This is a genomic window from Faecalimonas nexilis, from assembly GCF_059731825.1.
The window spans coordinates 2722065-2741837 of sequence record NZ_AP029189.1 but is presented as its reverse complement, the minus strand read 5'-3'; the positions used below and the strand labels follow the sequence as shown (position 1 = coordinate 2741837).

Sequence of the window (19773 nt, the reverse complement as noted above, 5' to 3'; positions counted from 1 at the left end):
GAGAGGTGCAGAAATGAAAAAATATACTTCTGAAGAAAAATTAAAAATTATAACTGATTGTTTACTAGAAGTAGCTCCAGAAAAAATGATTGATGAACTAACCATACAAACATCAATTACGAATGATCTTGTATTAGATTCAATAGAAATTATGGATTTACTAATTAAAATCCGGGAAACTATGAAAAATAGTAATCAGGATGAACAGGTAGATATTGATAGACTTTTGGTTTATTTATTTGCTAATACAGAAGATGTATTGGTAAAAGCCATATGTGACTTCATGGATGAACTTGTATGATTAATAGTTTAAGAAAGGAAAATATATGAAAGAAGATAACAAAATAAATTGGGGAATTTCTAAGGATTTGCAAGCAGATATAAGATATGAGCCTAACGCTTGCAAGGGATTCGTTATGGACTTATCATTAGGATGTCCTCACCATTGTACGTATTGTTTGTTTTCACCTCTTGAATTAAGAGTGTATAAATTACAAAATCCAGGCTACAAGGGAAATGTACTTCCACTTAAACTTGATAATTTCTTAAAAAGAAAGGAATTTCCGCCTTCAGTATATCTCTGCTATTCTTCAGATCCACTTGGTAATGAAAAAATTAAAGAATCGGCAAAGATTGTATTAAATAAGCTTTTTTCACATAATGTAAATGTACTATTTATAACAAAAGGCATATTTGATGAATCTATCATTGAGGTAATTAGAAAAAGGCCAGATCTTATGAACATACAAATTGATGTTTCAAGTTGTGATGAATCTAGAAATAAAATTATTGAACCCGGAGCTCCCACATATAGGGAGAGATTAAAAAATATAGAAAAGCTTTCAAATATTCCAGGATTAGCATCATTAGTAGTGAGAATGGATCCACTGCTACCTAATGTAGATGATACAGAGAAAAATATTACAACAATTCTGAAAGATATCAGCGAATTAGGAGTTAAAGAAATTGTTGCAGGTTATATTGTACTGACAAAAGGTCTAAAAGAGTCATGGAACAAAAACGAATTGATGCATATTGCTACACAGGCACTTACAGAAATAACACCAACAATTTCAAAGCAGGAATTGTATTCACTTCCATTTGAAATAAAGTTACAGAGATTAAATATGATTAGGAAATGGTGCTACAATTATGGAATTAATTTGTCTGTATGTGGTTGTAAAGATGAGAGATTTAAACAAACAGATATAGAATGGATATGTCATCCATTTAATAGAAAAAGAAGAGAAGAGTTAAATAAAAATGTTGCAAAAGAAATGCAAATGGCAACAGATCATTTGAAATAGATTAAAACAACTAGATGATTAAAAAACTAAGATTCTTGAAAACTCTCCTTTTCTAGTCTTCGTTTTTTTGCAAAAAAGAATATGATGGAACTATTAGATATTATCAATTATATTTAGTTTTTAAAGAAAAATATCTAAGAGGATTAATCCACTTAGATTTGACTGATCTTATGGAGTCTCTAGAAAATCGGTTATTAAATCGTGCTAGCGTTTTCCATTTCAGAACACCAATAATATACTTGAGCAACTATAACTATAAAAGTAATAAAAGTTAGCTTTTTATCTAGGTTTATATAAAAGATAACAAAAAAGTTGTTAATATGATAGAAACTATAATTAACATATTTTATATACAGTAGATAGAGGAACGATGCTTATGGATCTTAACAATTGTCAACTAAAAGTGATGCAAGAAAATTTCTTGAATTTTTATGAACAGATAGGTAATAATAACAAAATTTCTCCGAATATTATTGCAGGTCCGTGCGCTATGGAATCTTATGAACAAATGGAAAGTATCATAAGATTCTTAGTGCAAAGAAATATAACAAATATTAGGGTGGGCATTTATAAACCTAGAACCTCTCCATATGACTTTCAAGGTTTAGAAAATGATGGGGTGGAAATAATCAAACAGTTAAAGGGAATGTATTCAATTAAAGTTATTTCTGAAATTGTTTCCCCACGACATATTGACAAGATGAAAGAAGTAGTAGATATGTTTCAAGTGGGAGCACGAAATATGAGCAATTATGAATTGTTAAAAGAATTGGGTAAAGTAGATATTCCAGTCCGTAAGCGCAAAATAATTCGACGGATTGTGTTGCCCTAAAAATCATTCCATAATAATCAATAGAAAATGCAAGCATTTCACTTCATCTTCTCTTGCTAGAAATGATAGATGCGAGCATTTTACTCTATCCGATTTATGGAGGTGTGCTCATGAGAAGCAAAAGAATACCTACCGAAGAACAATACCGTCTCATCATGGAATGCCGTCAAAGTGGGTTGACAGATCATCAATGGTGTGTGGAACATGACATTAAACCGGGAACTTTTTACAACTGGGTAAAAAGGCTGCGTCAGAAAGGTTGTGTGGATTTGCCAGCGTCAACCGGACGCAGCTATCGTGCACCGGAAAGCCAGGAAGTTGTCAGAGTGGATTTTCATGATACTGACCCGCTCCCATATGAACAGCCATTAAATGTGATTCCGGTAGCTACGGAAAAAAATAACCTTTCCGTAGCAGAGCCAATGAAGCTGTCTGTAGGAAGTTTGCATCTAACAATACCAAATGGAACAGATCCTCAGCTTCTGGCTCAAACGCTTCGCATTGTGAAGGAGTTGGAATGTTAGGGGATATCACAGCCGCCGATGAAATCTATATCGTAACAGGCAGAACGGATATGCGGAAATCCATTGACGGGCTGTGTGCTATTGTAGAGAATCAACTCCATATGGATCCAAGGCGAAGCGCCCTGTATCTTTTCTGTGGAAAACGTTGTGACAGGATCAAAGCTTTGCTTTGGGAATCTGACGGATTTGTGTTGCTGTATAAACGTATGGAAGTCCAGGGCAGATTCCGCTGGCCCAGAAATCAGTTGGAAGTAAAGCAACTGACCTGGCAGCAATTCGACTGGCTCATGTCCGGTCTTGAAATCGAACAACCAAAAGCATTCAAACCTACGGAATGATTGTGTAAAACCTCTATGCCAGCCAACAAAAATGGAGAGCTTTCCACACCCTGTATCATGTCTGCAATCCCTTGTAAATACTGGGTTTTCTGCTTCCTTTTCATTGCTTTTTATGGTATAATAAGAGCAGTAAAAAAGGAGCAGAAGACATATGGCTGGTAATTCAAAAGATTCAAAAATCCTTGCGTACAAGGACATGATCAACCAACTGAATAAAACGATTTCCGCACAGACAGAACTGATCCAGTCTTTACAAAAAACATTGGAAGCAGACCGTCTGGAAAAAGAAAATCTTCGTCAGCAGATTGAATATCTCACGAAGAAGCTCTTTGGTACTTCCAGTGAAAAACGGAAAGATATCGATGGTCAGCTGAATCTTTTTGATGAAGCCGAGCAGGAAGCAGATCCGACATGGAAACAGGAACTTCCTGATGACATCACTGTTCCGGAACATAAGCGAAAAGCACGACGGACACATGCGGATCTCTTTAAAAATGTTCCTTCCTGCGACGAGATCATTTCTCTTCCGGAGGAGGAGCGGAACTGTCCAACCTGCGGAACGCAGATGGAATGTATTGGGAAAGAATTCGTCCGCCATGAATTCCGGTTTACCCCTGCCAAAGGGAAAGTAGTAAATATCTATCGTGAAACCTATAAATGCCCGGAGTGTGCCATATCAGAGGAACACCCGGATGATCAGACATTTGTCAAAGCGCCTGTTCAGGAACCATTGATCCCGGAAAGTTATGCATCGGAATCCGTTGTAGGATGGGCAATGCACCAGAAGTACCAGAATGGTCTGCCATTAAACCGGCAGGAATCGGAATGGAAGCAGCTGGGTGTCCCATTGAGCCGGGCTACGCTTGCTAACTGGATCATTTACTGTACCGAGAATTACCTCTGCCATGTTTATGATTATTTTCACCGTCAGTTACGGATGCGTAAATATCTGATGGCAGATGAAACTCGGGTTCAGGTACTGAATGAGCCGGAGCGCAATCCTGAAACAGATTCCTGGATGTGGCTCTTCCGCAGTGGAGAAGATGGGCTTCCGCCGATCCTGCTCTATCATTACACAGAGACAAGGGCAAAGTTCCATGCAGCATCTTTCCTGCAGGGGTTCCGTGGATATCTGGAGACCGACGGATACCAGGGTTATAACAATCTGCCGGATATCAAACGCTGCTCTTGCTGGGCACATGTGAGACGTTATTTCACAGATGCCATACCGAAAGGGAAAGAGTATGATTACAGCCTTCCGGCGGTGCAGGGAGTACAATTTTGCTCCAAGCTGTTTGATTGTGAGCGGTACTCAAAAGCAAAAAATCATACTGCGGAGCAGAGAAAACAGTTCCGTCTTGAAAAGGAGAAGCCGATACTGGAGGCATTCTGGATTTGGCTGGATCAACAGCGTCCAAACAAGGGAACCCGTTTGGCGAAAGCGGTGAACTATGCCCAAAATCGGAAAGACACCCTGATGACCTATCTGGAAGATGGTCATTGCAGTTTATCCAACAATCTTAGCGAGAATGCAATCAGACCATTCACTGTTGGTCGGAGGAACTGGCTGTTCAGTGCCAGTCCGAAGGGAGCGGCCTCTAGTGCTATTGTGTATACAATGGTTGAGATGGCAAAAGCGAATGACCTGAATACCTACAAATATCTGACATACCTCTTATCACAGCGGCCAGACGATAAAATGTCAGATGAACAGCTGGAACAGCTTGCCCCATGGAGCGAGACTGCGAAAGCAAACTGTCAAAACTAAACATAGAGCAAAACGCTTGCATCTATCATTTTGGTGCAAGCGTGATTCATGGGCAGCGTAGCAATATTTTGCGCTTACTCCAGTCCTATTAAAAAGAGGAATCAGTGCAACAATAGATGAATTCCTATATGCAGCAGAATATATAATCGTTAATGGTAATAGTAAAGTATCACTTTGTGAAAGGGGGATTAGGACTTTTGAGACACAAACTAGAAATACTCTAGATATAGCTTGCATTGCATTAATAAAAAAATATACCCAAATACCTATTATAGTAGATGTGTCACATTCATTAGGGCGTAAAGATATTATTAATCAAATTGGACAAGCTTTGCTTGCTTTAGGAGTTGATGGTATTATGGTTGAAGTACATCCCAAACCACAATATGCTCTAAGCGATTCACGGCAACAATTAAACTTTTCAGAATTTGATTGTTTTATTAAAAATCTTACAAATAATATTGAAAATGTAGAACGTGTCATTTGAAAGCGTCTATTTGCAACCCTCTAATTTATAAAGGGACATAGTTTTTTTGATAAAATATTAGGATAATAGGCTTCCTTAGAATTGAAAACATCCGTTTGTGTCATTTTATCAATCTGGCTTTGACGAAATTCGGGAGGCTGGAGAAAAGGGGATAAGACTTCATATTGCAAACACTTTATCCGAAGTAATAGGGTGCTTCTATTCCTTTGAAACAGTGGGGGCTTTGGAAAGAATGTGATTTCCACTATTTTGCATACATTCATAAATTGGGAAAAATCAAAGATTGACAAGTGTAGCATCATCAGTTCTGTACAATCCATACCGATAAAACATTGTACAGAGCGTAGGGGATAAAGAAGGCATTTTGATTTTATCGGAGAACCAAAGTGAACAGTATCCCTATTTTGAGGGTTTGGTTTTCCGTATTATTCATATATATGAAGCTATAGATAATATTTTGACTGTATCCATTTGTTTCTGCACATGGTAAATCTAAAAGCAGAAGGCAAGTTACGCTTGTGTATCTTTGCTTTCTTCCTTTTTATTAGGCTAAACTGGTGATACTGATTAAAAGATTAAAGGAAGGATTTTAACAAAATGAGTTTATTGGAAATTGAGGGATTGACACATTCCTTTGGGGAAAATGTACTTTATAAAAATGCGGGATTCGAATTGAATAAGGGAGAGCATGTTGGGATTGTAGGTCAAAATGGAGCAGGAAAAAGCACATTGATTAAAATCTGTACAGAGCAGATGATACCGGATGATGGAAGAATTGTTTGGCAGTCTAATACGACAGTTGGATATTTAGATCAATATGCTGTGATTGAACATTCTCTGACAATGAAAGAATTTTTGAAAACTGCCTTTTCAAATTTATATGAAATGGAAAAACAGCTGATGCAACTATATGAAAAGGCTGCCGAAGGGGACAGCAGGAGCCTTGAACTTGCAGCACGGTACCAAGAACAGCTTGAAAAACATAACTTTTATTCCATTGATACTGAAATCGAACGTGTTGCAAATGGATTGGGATTATCTGCCATTGGATTGGAACGTCCGATTTCAGAAATGAGTGGAGGTCAACGAGCAAAAGTCATTTTAGCGAAACTGCTTCTGGGAAAACCGGATGTATTGTTGTTAGACGAGCCGACTAATTTCCTTGATAAAAACCATGTAACATGGCTAGCGGAGTATCTGTCTGCTTTAGAGAATGCCTTTTTGGTTGTTTCCCATGATTTCAGTTTTTTGGATAAGATAGCAAATCGAATCTGTGATATAGATAACCATACAATCACAAAATACTTTGGTACCTACTCAGAATTTTTGCGGAAGAAAACACTGTTAAGGGAAAATTATGTTCGACAGTATGTTGCACAACAAAAACAAATAAAAAAAACAGAGGAGTTTATACGGAAGAATATAGCAGGTCGAAAGGCAAAGATGGCTAGGGGGCGACAAAAACAGCTTGACCGGATGGAAAAAATGGAGGCACTTGATCAAAAGGAAATTATTCCACATTTTCATTTTCCGGTATTGTCGTTGACAAATACAGAGCATCTACTGGTAAAACAATTAGCAGTTGGTTATCATTATCCTGTTTTATCGCAGATAGAGTTTAGCATCAGGGGAGGGCAGAAAGTAGTAATCACCGGTTTCAATGGGATTGGGAAATCCACATTATTAAAGACACTTATTGGACAAATTCCTTCCATGCATGGAACGTATCAGTTTTCGGAACAGGTAAAAATAGGGTACTTTGAGCAAGATTTAATCTGGGAAGACTCCGAACAGACACCGATTCAGATTGTTGCTAATGCCCATCCTGATATGGTGAGGAAAGATATTCGGAAGCATCTGTCACGATGCGGAATTTCTAGCAAACATGCAATGCAGCCGATCGGAACGCTAAGCGGAGGAGAACAGGCAAAAGTAAAAATGTGTTTGCTCACTCTGGTTCCTTGTAATTTTTTGATTCTAGACGAGCCTACAAATCATTTAGATGTGCAAGCAAAAGAGGCCTTGAAAACAGCTCTTTCGGATTTTGATGGGACAGTACTTTTGGTATCACATGAGGATGCGTTTTATCGTGACTGGGCACAGAGAGTAATCAACATTGAAAAAAGATAAGGTAGAAAGAGAATGGTGACAGACTGTAGGGGAAAGAAAATTGTAGCTTGGCAGATTGCCTTCATACCAAAGCCAGAGAAAAAACTCAACTTTATTTCACAAATGAAGTTGAATTTTTATATCAGCTCATATGTAAACATATCTTAAATTTTTTAAAAATAGTGGAATGAGAATATAAAAAATGAATATTTGGAGATTTTTCAGGAATCTCAAAGAGACAAAGGTGTAGAAAATGCTGAAGATCTGAAAGTTTCCATTTATTTATAAGTGATGGATAATTGGGTATTATTTTACACTGGAGAAAGAAAATGGATATATTAAATTTTATAGAGGATACTCCCTTAGCAAAAATATATAGATATTACGTTATGCAGACGGAGGAATTCATACGGGGAACTTTTATACCTGTTTATGAAATTTCAATTAAAAAAATGTTGTTGACAGTTTTAACATCTAATGATAGGATAAAGTCGTATTCATTTATGTACAAGCAAATTTGTGCAATGAATTTTTATTCTGCATGGTAGCAGAAGAGTTACTTTGGCATAGTCTGCAATAAAATATAGGAATAAGTTTAAGACAAGGTATAGAAAGACAAATACCTTGTCTTTTTTTGCGTGTAGGAAGGAGGAACATACCTAAAAATTGCAGACAGAAAGGAGAGAAAATGGCAGAGATAAAATTATTTGACACATGGACATTTCAGGAAGAAATGCCGGAACCATTCAGCAGGTTTTTACAAAAAGAAGGATTACGAAAAACCACTACCATGGTGGAATGTCTTTCCCAGTATAATCAGGGAAGACAGGCAACACTGCATCCCCCTACATTGAGGGCAATGCTCAATATTGCAGGGATTTATTTGAAACAAACAGAAGGAGCTCTTGGGTTTCAAAAAGGAAATTATGATTTGTTGAATTTCTATTGCATGGAATATGTAAAAGGAAAACGACGCTACGCATTGGTTTATAATCCGATCAGTGCAAAGATACGTGGTGTCTGTAAAACAGAAAAACAAACATATAAAGCTCTGGATTTTGTTGAAAGAAACGTCAGTGACGGAGAGGAAGTTCTGGCAATGCTTATTTATGTCAGTCTGGAAAAGAAAGAAGCATTATATAACCTGGAGTTTGCTCAGAATTTTATTTTATTCATGCAGCAGATGAAAGAAGGATGGAAAAATGCAAAACTTGCATTAAAAGCAGCTTTTCTTTGTTGTGATAACCTGTACCGGAGAGTCGAAAATGTACAGGATTTCAGCAATGAAGGAATTCCGTTGGAGAAAAGCCAGCTTGGAAAGAATGGTATGGAACAACTTTCCACACTTGCAATCGAAAGTGAACTGTATGCACCAAACGATGCGATAAAAGGTACATTTCAGATTTTTGGAGAAACGAAGAAAGTAAGAGAATGGACGTTAAAAGAATTACAGAAAATTTACAGACAGCACTGGCAGGTTTCTAAAGATTATCAAGACCGTATTCCACGGCTTCCAGAGGATATGAAAGTTGGGGAATATGCGCAGGATATCCTTTCTGCAATTGTAGAGTCTCCTTTCCGGAAATTTATGATCACCGGAAATGCAGGAACAGGAAAGACAACAGACGCACAGATGATTGCCCAGATTTTAGGAGTGCCTTATTTTGCTTTGAACTGTGGACCGGAAACCGATGAAAGTACACTGGTGGCAGGGATTTATCCAAATTCCAGGAAAAAGACCGAAGATAGCATGAAGTTTCCTTCTTTACAGGAATTTGTTACAGATCCGATGCAGGTATTAGAAGAAGTAGCCCATACAAGAAAAGAAGGGATTACCAAAAGCGAAGCCTTTCGGGAACTGTTAGATGCAGTGTATCAGTCCGGTTACCAGAAAGCAAAAAATGAAGGGGATTTTGTAATGCAGGAATCGGAAATCATAAAAGGCTGCCGAATGCCTTCGGTGATTGAAATTATGGAGGCTTCCCTTATTGTAGAGCCGGGGACACTTGGAAAACTTAACCGGTTATTAGATGACTCCAGGAAACTGGACCTTCTGTACGGGGAAGTCGTAGAACGACATCCAAATGCAATTATCATCATCACTACCAATCTGAATTATGTTGCAAATAGGGAATTTGATTTTTCCGTGGTATCCAGAATGAACAAAGTGCAGCATCGGAAGGATTTAACAGAGCAACAGTTGGCAGAACGTGCCATGTTTCGTACAGGCTGCAAGGATATGGAAGTCCTAAAACAGATGGCAAAGGTAATGAAACGACTGGATACAGTCGTAAAAGAAGAATTTGGAAAAGCCGGACTTTGCGGCTACCGGGAATATGAAAACTGGGTATATGAATATATGCGCACCCAAAATCTTGTAAAGGCTGCAGAAGATACGGTATTATCCAAGCTTGCATCCGATGAAGAAGATAGGGATATGCTCCGGCAGGTATGTATGGAGATTTATGTAGAGCAAGGGAAGGGATCTGTATGAGAAGTAAAGAAATAGGAAATAGCAGGCAGACAGAGAAGCGCTTGCTGCGGGATATGGAAGTATTTTCTTCTCCTCAGTTTTTAAGGTTAGTGCAACGGATTGGAAAAGAAATTACAGATAAGCATGATGCACAGATCCGGTTTTATTCCGATGCAACGGATCACAGGGCCGGTTATTTTGAGGGGCGCTATATTTATATCAATACCATGAATATGCTTACACAAAGTTTTCCGACTTTGGATTTGAGAAGCAAAAGCCTGATAGGCGTGGAAGGACATGAATGCGGACATCAGAATTACAGCAGTATCTATCTGAGACGGAAATATATAGATGGAATTGCAAGTGGGATTTTATATCCAGCCTGGCCGCTGCCGGAGACGGAGCGAGAAACTGGATTTTTACAAAGTATGAAAGAGGGTTTTCAAAAGAAAGATGCGGTTCTATTAGGACTCTATCTGCAAACAGCCGGAAGGCTGCATGGATATCTGGAAGATGCCTTTATCGAAGAACAGATGTGCAGAAGGTTTCCAGGAAGTATCCGGCAGGGGATTTTGCAGAACCGTAAAAGGAATATGGAGCAGATTTCTAGTCTGAAAAGCCAGATTGTACAGAAGAAATCAAAGCTGAAGATTATGTTACTTCTGTTGGTGCAATATATGTTTACCAATAAGGTCAACGTATGGGACGGAGAAGTTGCAGAATATATGGAACTGCTTAGAAACTGTATTCCGGTTCTTTTGAAAACGACTGTTGATATGGGGGAAAGCGCAAGGTATCTTGCAACAAACCAGATTTTATTGAAGTTGTGGCCTTTGCTTTTAGAAGAAGCGGAAGGTATGGAAAGAAAAATAAAATCGACAGGAGAAGACAAAGAAAACGTATTGAAACAGACCTTTGATGAGTGGAAAGAAGATCTACCGCAATACTCGGAAGAACCTTCCTGTAGGAAAATCCGCATGGAGCGAAAGGAAGCTTCGGATGTTCTTTGGAATGGAGGAGAACTGAAATATACTGTTTCAGAAGAAATACAATCCATTCAAATGGAAGGAGAAAGTGCAACAAAAGGGCAGGAAAGCCTGAGAGAAGAAAAAACAGAGTCCTTACTTTCTGAATTGCAGCAAGAAACGGTAAAGACAATTGATATTGGAAGAGAACTTCAAAACATCTGTCTGGAATTAAAAAGAGAAGCAAGGGAAAAGGGATATGAGGAATGGATGCGGGAGCGTTTGAAAGAGATTTTAGAAAATACGGAGTTTACACCTGTGAACCGGGAAATTAAAAAGCGTGTTTTCCGAAAAGAAGTCATTTCACAAACCGCATATCAAAAATATAGAATTTTTCAACCGCAGATAAAACATACTTTAATGAAAATGAAGCAGGATTTACTACCGGTTCTAAAAAGGAAGAAAACCCATATTTTACGTTACCAGTATATAGGAAAAAGATTGGATATGGCACATCTTTGGAATCCTGAAAAAAGAATTTTTCAGACCAAAATTCCTTCTCAAAACATGGATACGGCGATTGTATTTTTATTGGATCAGTCTGGTTCCATTGACAGCAAACGGTGGGAAACCTCTGTGCTGACAGCCCTTTGTGTGGTGGAATTTGCACAGGTATTTGGGATACCGGTATGTGTGAACGGACACTGCACAGGGAGAGAGCATATAGGCAGGAAACGAGAGGAAATTGTGTGTTTGCATTCCTATTTAGAGTTTGGTGAGAAAGAGGAAGGCAAGTACCGGATTTTGGATATGGAGACAGGCGGAGCCAACAGAGATGGGGCGGCTCTTCTTTACATGGCAGAAAAAATGGTAAAAAGAAAGGAAAAGATGAAAATCCTGATTTTTTTCTGTGATGGACTTCCAAATGCACAAGGCTATGGCGGAAAAGTAGCAAGGGAAGATTTACAGAAGGTACAAAGGCAGCTGAAGCAGAAACAGATTACTTTGTTTGTGGCAGCGATTGGAAGGGATCAGGAGGATATTCAAAATATTTACGGGAATGCCTGTATCAATGCGGAGAATCTGGAACAGCTTCCGCATCAGATTGTAAAGAAACTTTTAGAATACATGGGATAGAGAAACAGGACAAGGGACTTTTTCAGGTCTCTTTTTTGATTGGAGGAATTATGGAGCAGAAAAAAGAATGGATTGAGGATTTCTGGCGTACAGGGTATGCAATCCGTCTGGGAAAAGACCAGTATTTTCAGGAAATCAGAAACAAACGTATTGTAACCGCAAAAATTTGGAAAGCCGCTTTCTTTCAAAGCTTAAGAGAAGCTGAGATATTTGCTCAAAAACATCTTTGGTATACGGGAATGGATCCGCAGATTTGCTACCGTGCTTGGGTACTGGTATCTATTGAAAGTGAAGAAGAACAGGAGTTGTTTTGGAATGGAAAGCAGTTTGTCCCGGAACTTGGGAAGGCAAAACTTTTTTCCAGTTCGCAGGAAATGCAGACTTATGTAAAACGTTTGGGACTATCCAGACAGACTTATCCGGAATTATTGCCGGTAGAGAAAAAACAGATGAAAAATGCAGCGTAAGGAGGAAACAGGATGGAAATTAAAAATTTAGCACAATTAAAACGGGTTATACAAGAGAAAAGAGAATTTATTATCAGAGTACACCGACAGGAAAAATTTTTAGGACAGAAGAGAATACCTAACGTGGTACAAAGTAATGGATTTTATTCTGTCATATCCGGACAGCCGGAGCATGAGGTCAGTTGTGCAAATCATGGAAAAGGAAGCTGGATTGATTTTGGGAAAGCAACTCAGTGGGAATTTCAGGAGGAGACATGCAGTATGTATTTGCCAGAAATGGAGCATATACCTGAAAACCTGATTTGGACGATTGAATTTTGCAAGGATAAAAAGAATATCCCACAAAAACTTTCCTGCTCCATTCTCTGTAATGCTTATTATCATGGGGAATTATTGCTGCCAGAAGCAATAAAAACCTTCCCGGAGGCACTGGAATACGCGAAGGACCATTTAGATGAAATTCCATTAGGAGAAATGAATTATATCGAAAACAGTGATGTACTCGATCAGGAGAATTGTGAGCTGGTAGCTGCCGATTCGGAAGAAATTCCAGAAGACAGCAGCAAAGAAAACGGTTTGAAAAGTTCCAAAGAGGAATGGTGGAGGATCATTGAAGGAATAAAAGAACATGAAAGTAGACTGGCAGAACAGGGAAGGACAGAAGATGCAGAAAAGATTGCCAGAGGTATGGACTTTTTCTATCCAAATGATGTTGTAACGGAGATTTTAAAAGATGGAGATGGAAGAATTTCTGGGATAAAAAGAGGAGAAATTTCTTTATCAGATGACGATTATTATCTAGCAGATACCCAGGAACCTTATTCCTTCCGTCAAGTTACTTGGGAGGATATTCTTAGAATAATGGAGGAATATTCCAAGAATGGTTATCTGCCTCCCATCTTTTCAAAGGGAACGGTTATCTGGCTTTCAGAAGAATATGAGGGCGATTCCAAAACATCAAGATTTTACTATCCGATGCAGCTGCCACCATGGAAAAGTCTGCAAATGATCCGAAAGTTGGATTGCTGGTATGCAGATACCGATTTGGATCGTAGGGAATATGCAGAAGAATATCAAAGGATTGTATCTGGAATTTTGCATGGTCTTGTGATTTTAAACCCGAAAAAACTCGCATTAGAAGAGGTGATTAAAGAATGGGAAGTGAATTTTACAGAACCCGAAAAAAGAGGGTATCGAGTAGTCTTTGATGAAATTCGTAAAGGTAAAATCCCAATTGTTCGGGACTGTAATTACATAACAGATTAACCACAAAAGAAAGAAATAAAGGGCTGTGCAAGACAGCCCTTTCCAGAAAGGAGATCAAATGGATATATTAAAAGAAAAAATAGATGCAAACAGTTTTCAGACTATGAAGCATATCATTTTCCTTACCTCAACAAAGAATGATAAGATACGGTATTTTGAAAAAGAAGAGGCAGATAAACGTTTTCTTCCAATAGGGAAAGAACAAAAGGAGGAAGACGCTTATACCTTTCAGTATCCGGGTGAGATGCTGGAGAGGTATGAAGAAAAGATAGGGGATACTGTTCAAATCCGCAGGGCACTGGCATTTGCCCTTGTAACTATGTCTGATTTTCATGAAGCACAAATGTATGTGGGAACACAATATGAAAACTTTCTGAAACGGATAGAACGAGAAGCGAAAACCGATATTTATCTGGCAGGAGCTATGTGTTTTTTAACTCCGTCTGAAAAGAAACAAAAGTTTTATTATGAACGGATTAAAAGTTATTCATACAAAGAACTTGCAGAATGTATGTGTATCCTGTTTTTATTCAAAGGGAAAAAAGAAATCTGGGAAATGCTAAAAGAAAATGTATGCTCTTTCTTTGAAAATGAAAGAGCAGTAAATATCTTCCAAAATGCTGAAATGTATATCTGGTTTTTCAGAACTTATGAAAAGGAAATTAAAAAAGAAAGAAAACAGATATTTTCGAGATTAAAACTTTTGGTGAAGATGCAGCATACCCACGTAAAAGAACGTTCAGAGCTATTTCAACAGATGCGAAAGGCAGGTTACCAAAAAGAAGAAATTTTTTATTTAAACCTGCGGATGCTGCAGGCTGCAAAGGAAGACAAGTTGGAAACAGTAAGCCAGATAACATGGGAGCGTGCTTCAGAAAGTTTTTGCATTTTTATATGTAACCAGGAAAAGGAATATTCGGAGGAGCTTTATCAGCTTTGCAGGGAACTAATACAAAAGCATCGTTCTTATGAAATCAAAATCGGCGGATATGATGGGATTTTAGGCGCCATGAAATGTCAGGTAACTGTTAAAAATTCCAAGATATATGCACTGCTTCATACTTATGCAGGAGAGCGACAGGCAAATCCTAGCTGGTTTTTTATTCCATCATGTAAAACACAGGCAAAGAAAATCTTTTCTCTGTTGGGGAAAAAGGATTTTGATAAAAAAATACGGGAGACTTTATATAATCAGTCTTTTACGGAACAGGAACTTCAGGAGTATCTGAAGATTTATCAGGAATTGACAGATGTAGATTATATTCAACAGATGCTGCAAGAAGAGAACTATCAAAATCATAAAATTTTTGAAACATTTGCAGAAAAGAATTTCTTAGATCCCCGACAGATTATAAAAGAATTGCTTACAAAGGGAGAAGGAAAAGCGATTTCTGAATGGGAAGAACCGGAAAAAAAGAAGTATGGCTATATTCTTTCCTATATCGAAGATTTGGATACGGATTTAAAATTTCAGACTGCAAAACTTCTTTTGGATAACCGATCCATGGAAGAAATCAGAAAAGAAGGAAAACGAAATTTCTTATGGAAGAGTGTCGGAATTCAGGAATTTTATTACAGACGGGAATATGATAAGATGAATTTTTTGAAACTTCATTTGCAACCAAACCAGGTCCTGCAGTTGTTTTTCTGGATAGAAGAATCTGTTTATCGGTTTCAGCCACAAAAATATTTTGCTTTTCTTTTAAAAGTCTTGGAAAAAGAGGAAAATCTTATTTGGCTTCCGAAAGAACAGGCACAGGACTTTTGGAAAAAACTAATGGAGCTTGGGATAGAAGAAGCTGGAAGTAAGAAATTTAGAATGCTATACATGGAGAAAGAGGAACGGGAGAAGTTTTATAAAGAACAGGAAGAAGCCGCAAAACAGAAAAAAGTGGCTGAACTGGAAAAGCAAACAAAAGAAGCATACCAGCATTTTTGGAAACTGCAGCAGGAGAAAACAGCAGAAGAGATTTTTTGGAAAATCGATTCACTTTTCTATTCTTATCAAAAAGAAGCCTATATAAAAGCAACGGTTCAGTTCCTAAAAAAATATTTAGAAAAAGTGGGGTGGAAATTACCAAAAGCAGCAATTTGGGAATATTTAAAACTGCTATTAAACTTAGGGAAAAAAGAAGGGATAGAGATTGCAACTATAAAAGAGTGGTTGATAAAAACGGAGGTAGAAGATGCTTACGACGGTGAAGGAACACATGGAAATTATTAAGGGGTTGGAAGGACTTGGCAGGCAGGAGATTTTAGGATTTTCAAATCAGCAGCTCCTTCCTTTTACAAAAGAAATTGATACAGACGAAAAGAGAAGAATATTAAAACAGCTTCCAATCGAGTATGGAAAGAAATTGGTTGCCTATCCGAAAATTCTTTCAAAGATTATAAGTCTACTGGAAGCAGGAATTTCAGCCTATAGAATAGAAATGTTTATCGGCAGTGCCGATGAAAAACTATTTGACCGTTCCTATGAGGAATTGGAAGCAGCTTTGAAAACAGAAGCAATTTCGGACAGATACGTAGCTGTATATCTCCAATATTATTTTTCCAGCCATTTGTCCGAAAAAGAGTGCAGTACATTAAATGGAAATCTGGAGTTTCTCGAAACATATTGTGATAAAAAGCTACAAAATTTAACTCCTTCAGAAAGAATGGTTTTAAAAGAACCCATTTTTACAGGAGAATTTTTAGGAATAGCGATTGCAGAGGAGAATTTCTTTCAGGATTTAGGGAAAGGGAAGGTATTAGAACTTTTGAAGTATTTGTCAAAGTTTCAATTGCCGATGCTAAGTAAAGAGGCATACAGACAGATTGTTAAAAATGCAGAAGAACTTTATCCGCTATTAAGAGAAATCATACCTCGTTTACATAAAGGCATACGATCTTGTTTTTTGACAAGGTGGCTGGAGAATGAACAGTTATTGTTTGATTTAAACAGATTTGTAAGACAAGGATGGATTTCGCAAGGGAATTTCTATACAAGAGCAGGGTATATACAGGAGGTTTACCGGTATGCCATAAAAGCGGTGGACCGATTGAAATATTATCAGGAGTCAGTACTTCTTTATGCAGTCAAACATCAGAAAAAACACTTTTTGAAGTTGTATGAAGAAAATACAGAACTGTTTCTTGAACTTCCATGGAATTCTATTTTATTTCAAAAAGTATTTTATGAGGAGTATGTCAATCTAAATACATTAAATTTTCAAAATTTAAAGGAATGCAGAAAAATAAAGGAATGTTCTGCTATAGAAAAGACAGATATGCTACAAAAAGAGTATACTTTTGCGGAAATAAAATTATTTGCTGTCTGTCCTGACAGAGAGTATATCCGTTTGTACCACAAACTAAATTATAGAAGGGTAGACGATCGGTTGAGAGTTATGCAGGAAGTGGTGAAAAAGAGACTCTTGGACAAGGTAACCAGCGAAGAAACGCTGGAAAGAGTTGCGGCTTTTTTATCCCACAAACCATTATCTAAGTGGGTGAAAGAAGAATTGGGAAATATTTCCGGCCTAGTAGGGATGGATATACTAGATTTGTTTCTTTCCTGGGAAGAAGTTGTACGTTTTCTTCCAGAAGTGAAAAATGGTTTCCAACTGCGGTATTTGATAGCAAATAAAGAAAAATTAAGTGGATACCCAAATTTTCAGTCTGCCTATGCTGAACTATTAAAAAATGATCCTCACTGGGAATGGATGAAGAACACTTTTGCTTTCTCCGATTCGTTTATCAGAGAGCATGAAGCAAATATCCAGACATTTCTGGAACAAGGCGGTTCTGAAATTTTGTATGAATTTTATAAAGGAGATACCGGACAGACAGAAATGTTGCGTAGATTGTTGGTCGCAGAGCTTATGGGGAAATTTAAAGACTTAAAATACCATGATACAGATCTGGAAAAGGAACTTGCTTTTCCGATTTCAGAAAAACAGATGAAACTGTGGGCAGAAAATCTGCAACTTCAGAGAAAGGAATGGAAGATCTGGGAAGAAGACCGTTTTCTTCCGGTGATGCAGATTGGGGAGCTGCCGGATAAAACCTGTTTGAGTTACAAGACAGGAATGTATCGAAAGTGTCTGCTATCCTGCTTTGACAGTAATAAGAAAATTATATATATTTCTTATCAAGGTAAGATTGTCCTTAGGGCAATCCTTCGGCTTACAAAAGCATCTGAAGAAAAAATGGAAAGGGAGAACAAAGAATTTCAATTTGTAGATTTTACAAAGGATACGGGAAAGAAAAAGAAACCAGAGCAACTGGTTCTGTTTTTGGAAAAAGCCTATGTAAAAGGGATTTCAGACAGATTGGAACAGGAGATGTTTAAGCTTCTTTTTCGTATGGTAAAGGAAAAAGCAGGAAGACTCAACATCTCATTGTTAATCAGTCGTGATTACTTTGGGAACATTCCAAGTGGATGGTTTCAAAAAGAGAGCAGATACATCTATATCTCGGCTACCAAAGGAAAAGAGCAGTATTTGGATTCTCTAGGTGGAAATCATGGAATTGCTTCTGAAGGAAAATACCTGCAAGCATCGGTCTTCCGTCCAATATCCCTGGAAAAGTGTGATTATGAAAGAATGGAGGGAGAGGAATTCTCTGAAATATCATAGAAAATTCAATTTGTCAGGTCCTATGAAGTTTGATATAATAATCGTAACAAGAGAGTGACTGGTTGTAGAAAAGAGAGGAATTTACGTGGAACATACAAAAGCAGATATTATATTTAAAGATTTTTGGCGGAATAATGAACGGTTTGCCGATCTTTTCAATGTAGTTGTGTTTGGAGGAAAAGAGGTTATTAAGCCAGAGGCATTGCATGAAATGGATACGGATGTTTCCGGTGTCATTCAATTAAAAGATTATAAGGAAACGTTATCCAGAACAAGAGATGTCATTAAAAAGACCGCTTATGGAGTAGAATTTGTTGTTCTTGGAATTGAAAGCCAGCAGCATATTCATTATGCCATGCCGCTGCGTCATATGGTGTATGATGCAATGAGTTACCTGAAGGAATATCAGGAAATTACACGCAAATATAAAAAAGATACCGGGAAAAAGACAGAAGATGAATTTTTATCAAAGATGAAAAAAGATGATCGACTTCATCCGGTTATCACATTGACAGTGTATTATGGAGAAAAACAGTGGGACGGACCGTATTGTCTGAAAGATATGATTGTAGAAATGCCGGAAGAAATTGCCGCTATTTTCTCAGATTACAAAATGAACCTCTTGGAAGTACGGGATTCAGACCGATATGTGTTCAATAATACAGATGTTCAAAGTGTTTTTGAAATTACCAGGGAAATCTTTGCCGGCCATTTTGAAAAAATTCAGGAGAAGTATGGAAACAAGGAGATGGGTTCAGATCTATTAACAGTTGTCGGTCAGATGACAGGATCAAAGGAACTGATTCGTATGAGTAGAAATATGGAGGTAAACAGTATGTGTGAGGCATTAGAAAAGTTGAAAGAAGAAGGCGAACAAAAGGGTAGAGAAAAAGAGCGAGAAGCAGTCATTCTTACAATGCTGCAGAATAATTATCCGGTTTCTGAGATTTGTAAACTTTTGAATATCCCCGAAGAAAAGGTATTAAAAATAAAAGATAAAAAATAATATCGGTTTTCCCCAAGTGGAGTAAAAGGAATAGTGGTACATTTAAAGGCATCAAAAACAATGGATTTTTGGTGTCTTTTTTGTATCCTAAAATGGGCAATTAAGCGAACTTTTCAATCTGAAATTTAATTATTGTTCCATAGACTCTGAAAGCCTTGTAAACACACTATTTCCAAGTGTTATAAGGTTTTTGGGAACTTTTTCATTGGCAAAGGAAGATGACCGTTTGATTTATTTGCTATTTTTTGAAGAAGTGACGATTAAAGATGCAGCTCAAATTTTGCGGTGTAGCCGGAAGACTATTTATAATCGAAGAAAATGTATTCTGTCAGAACTGCGCTCTATTTTACATGATTTGGGGATTGTAGGCGGTGTTTTTTATGGGGCTTTGCGACAAGATGTCGTAAAGTCCTCTCAATTATTTTTCTTTTAATTTATTTACAATAAATAATAGATAGAGTTATAATTGAAAAAA

At 37.5% G+C, this 19773-nt stretch carries 15 protein-coding genes and 1 pseudogene; all 16 read left to right on the top strand.

The features are described 5' to 3' along the window. Positions 1-13: 13 nt before the first annotated feature. The 16 genes and pseudogenes from AC6I5B_RS13700 to AC6I5B_RS13625 all read left to right on the top strand — a co-directional run bounded on the left by AC6I5B_RS13700 (position 14) and on the right by AC6I5B_RS13625 (position 19731). The gene (locus AC6I5B_RS13700; RefSeq protein WP_118263194.1) at positions 14-301 is read left to right on the top strand and encodes a hypothetical protein; all 288 of its coding nucleotides are present in this window, start codon (positions 14-16) and stop codon (positions 299-301) included. Between the two features lie 25 nt (positions 302-326). Next, positions 327-1307 (top strand): radical SAM protein, encoded by a 981-nt coding sequence (locus tag AC6I5B_RS13695; RefSeq protein WP_118263195.1) that lies wholly within the window; start codon positions 327-329, stop codon positions 1305-1307. A 376-nt stretch (positions 1308-1683) separates the two neighbouring features. Then, entirely contained in the window at positions 1684-2139 is a 456-nt protein-coding gene (locus AC6I5B_RS13690; RefSeq protein WP_497773404.1) for a hypothetical protein, read from the top strand. Between the two features lie 110 nt (positions 2140-2249). Next, positions 2250-2663: an IS66 family insertion sequence element accessory protein TnpA gene (gene tnpA, locus AC6I5B_RS13685; RefSeq protein ID WP_172590409.1), complete on the top strand. Its 414-nt coding sequence runs from the start codon at positions 2250-2252 to the stop codon at positions 2661-2663. After that, positions 2657-3001, top strand: a complete 345-nt coding sequence (gene tnpB / locus AC6I5B_RS13680) for an IS66 family insertion sequence element accessory protein TnpB (protein WP_119636218.1) — start codon at positions 2657-2659, stop codon at positions 2999-3001. The genes tnpA and tnpB overlap by 7 nt, the downstream gene beginning before the upstream one ends. 151 nt (positions 3002-3152) lie before the next feature. Further along, on the top strand, positions 3153-4769 hold the full coding sequence (locus AC6I5B_RS13675) for an IS66-like element ISRgn2 family transposase (protein ID WP_119636217.1): 1617 nt from the start codon (positions 3153-3155) through the stop codon (positions 4767-4769). Positions 4770-4857: 88 nt separating this feature from the next. Then, a pseudogene (locus AC6I5B_RS13670) lies at positions 4858-5256 on the top strand (3-deoxy-7-phosphoheptulonate synthase); the annotation flags it as partial. Between the two features lie 597 nt (positions 5257-5853). After that, the gene (locus AC6I5B_RS13665) at positions 5854-7386 is read left to right on the top strand and encodes an ABC-F family ATP-binding cassette domain-containing protein (RefSeq protein WP_118263197.1); all 1533 of its coding nucleotides are present in this window, start codon (positions 5854-5856) and stop codon (positions 7384-7386) included. Positions 7387-8053: 667 nt separating this feature from the next. Next, positions 8054-9859 carry an AAA family ATPase gene (locus tag AC6I5B_RS13660; protein WP_202184215.1) on the top strand — a complete coding sequence of 602 codons (1806 nt, stop codon included), beginning with the start codon at positions 8054-8056 and terminating at the stop codon, positions 9857-9859. Beyond that, on the top strand, positions 9856-11940 hold the full coding sequence (locus tag AC6I5B_RS13655; protein ID WP_182464929.1) for a VWA domain-containing protein: 2085 nt from the start codon (positions 9856-9858) through the stop codon (positions 11938-11940). The genes AC6I5B_RS13660 and AC6I5B_RS13655 overlap by 4 nt, the downstream gene beginning before the upstream one ends. Positions 11941-11990: 50 nt before the next feature. Further along, positions 11991-12407 carry a hypothetical protein gene (locus AC6I5B_RS13650; RefSeq protein WP_021740616.1) on the top strand — a complete coding sequence of 139 codons (417 nt, stop codon included), beginning with the start codon at positions 11991-11993 and terminating at the stop codon, positions 12405-12407. 12 nt (positions 12408-12419) lie between these two features. After that, on the top strand, positions 12420-13673 hold the full coding sequence (locus tag AC6I5B_RS13645; RefSeq protein ID WP_182464930.1) for a hypothetical protein: 1254 nt from the start codon (positions 12420-12422) through the stop codon (positions 13671-13673). A gap of 58 nt (positions 13674-13731) precedes the next feature. Beyond that, complete coding sequence (locus AC6I5B_RS13640) at positions 13732-15897, top strand: hypothetical protein (protein WP_118263201.1); 2166 nt, start codon at positions 13732-13734, stop codon at positions 15895-15897. Further along, positions 15860-18292, top strand: coding sequence for a hypothetical protein (locus tag AC6I5B_RS13635; protein ID WP_497773403.1), 2433 nt, complete (start codon positions 15860-15862; stop codon positions 18290-18292). The genes AC6I5B_RS13640 and AC6I5B_RS13635 overlap by 38 nt, the downstream gene beginning before the upstream one ends. A gap of 85 nt (positions 18293-18377) precedes the next feature. Further along, a complete protein-coding gene (locus AC6I5B_RS13630; RefSeq protein WP_246944762.1) occupies positions 18378-19298 on the top strand; it encodes an Rpn family recombination-promoting nuclease/putative transposase in 921 nt (306 codons plus the stop codon). Positions 19299-19503: 205 nt separating this feature from the next. Next, positions 19504-19731, top strand: a complete 228-nt coding sequence (locus tag AC6I5B_RS13625) for a helix-turn-helix transcriptional regulator (protein ID WP_243036091.1) — start codon at positions 19504-19506, stop codon at positions 19729-19731. Positions 19732-19773: the final 42 nt, after the last annotated feature.

Bases quoted from the DNA above. Each gene is read 5' to 3' on its own strand.
- AC6I5B_RS13700 (WP_118263194.1), top strand. From the start codon at position 14: ATGAAAAAATATACTTCTGAAGAAAAATTAAAAATTATAACTGATTGT.
- AC6I5B_RS13695 (WP_118263195.1), top strand. From the start codon at position 327: ATGAAAGAAGATAACAAAATAAATTGGGGAATTTCTAAGGATTTGCAA.
- AC6I5B_RS13690 (WP_497773404.1), top strand. From the start codon at position 1,684: ATGGATCTTAACAATTGTCAACTAAAAGTGATGCAAGAAAATTTCTTG.
- tnpA (WP_172590409.1), top strand. From the start codon at position 2,250: ATGAGAAGCAAAAGAATACCTACCGAAGAACAATACCGTCTCATCATG.
- tnpB (WP_119636218.1), top strand. From the start codon at position 2,657: ATGTTAGGGGATATCACAGCCGCCGATGAAATCTATATCGTAACAGGC.
- AC6I5B_RS13675 (WP_119636217.1), top strand. From the start codon at position 3,153: ATGGCTGGTAATTCAAAAGATTCAAAAATCCTTGCGTACAAGGACATG.
- AC6I5B_RS13665 (WP_118263197.1), top strand. From the start codon at position 5,854: ATGAGTTTATTGGAAATTGAGGGATTGACACATTCCTTTGGGGAAAAT.
- AC6I5B_RS13660 (WP_202184215.1), top strand. From the start codon at position 8,054: ATGGCAGAGATAAAATTATTTGACACATGGACATTTCAGGAAGAAATG.
- AC6I5B_RS13655 (WP_182464929.1), top strand. From the start codon at position 9,856: ATGAGAAGTAAAGAAATAGGAAATAGCAGGCAGACAGAGAAGCGCTTG.
- AC6I5B_RS13650 (WP_021740616.1), top strand. From the start codon at position 11,991: ATGGAGCAGAAAAAAGAATGGATTGAGGATTTCTGGCGTACAGGGTAT.
- AC6I5B_RS13645 (WP_182464930.1), top strand. From the start codon at position 12,420: ATGGAAATTAAAAATTTAGCACAATTAAAACGGGTTATACAAGAGAAA.
- AC6I5B_RS13640 (WP_118263201.1), top strand. From the start codon at position 13,732: ATGGATATATTAAAAGAAAAAATAGATGCAAACAGTTTTCAGACTATG.
- AC6I5B_RS13635 (WP_497773403.1), top strand. From the start codon at position 15,860: ATGCTTACGACGGTGAAGGAACACATGGAAATTATTAAGGGGTTGGAA.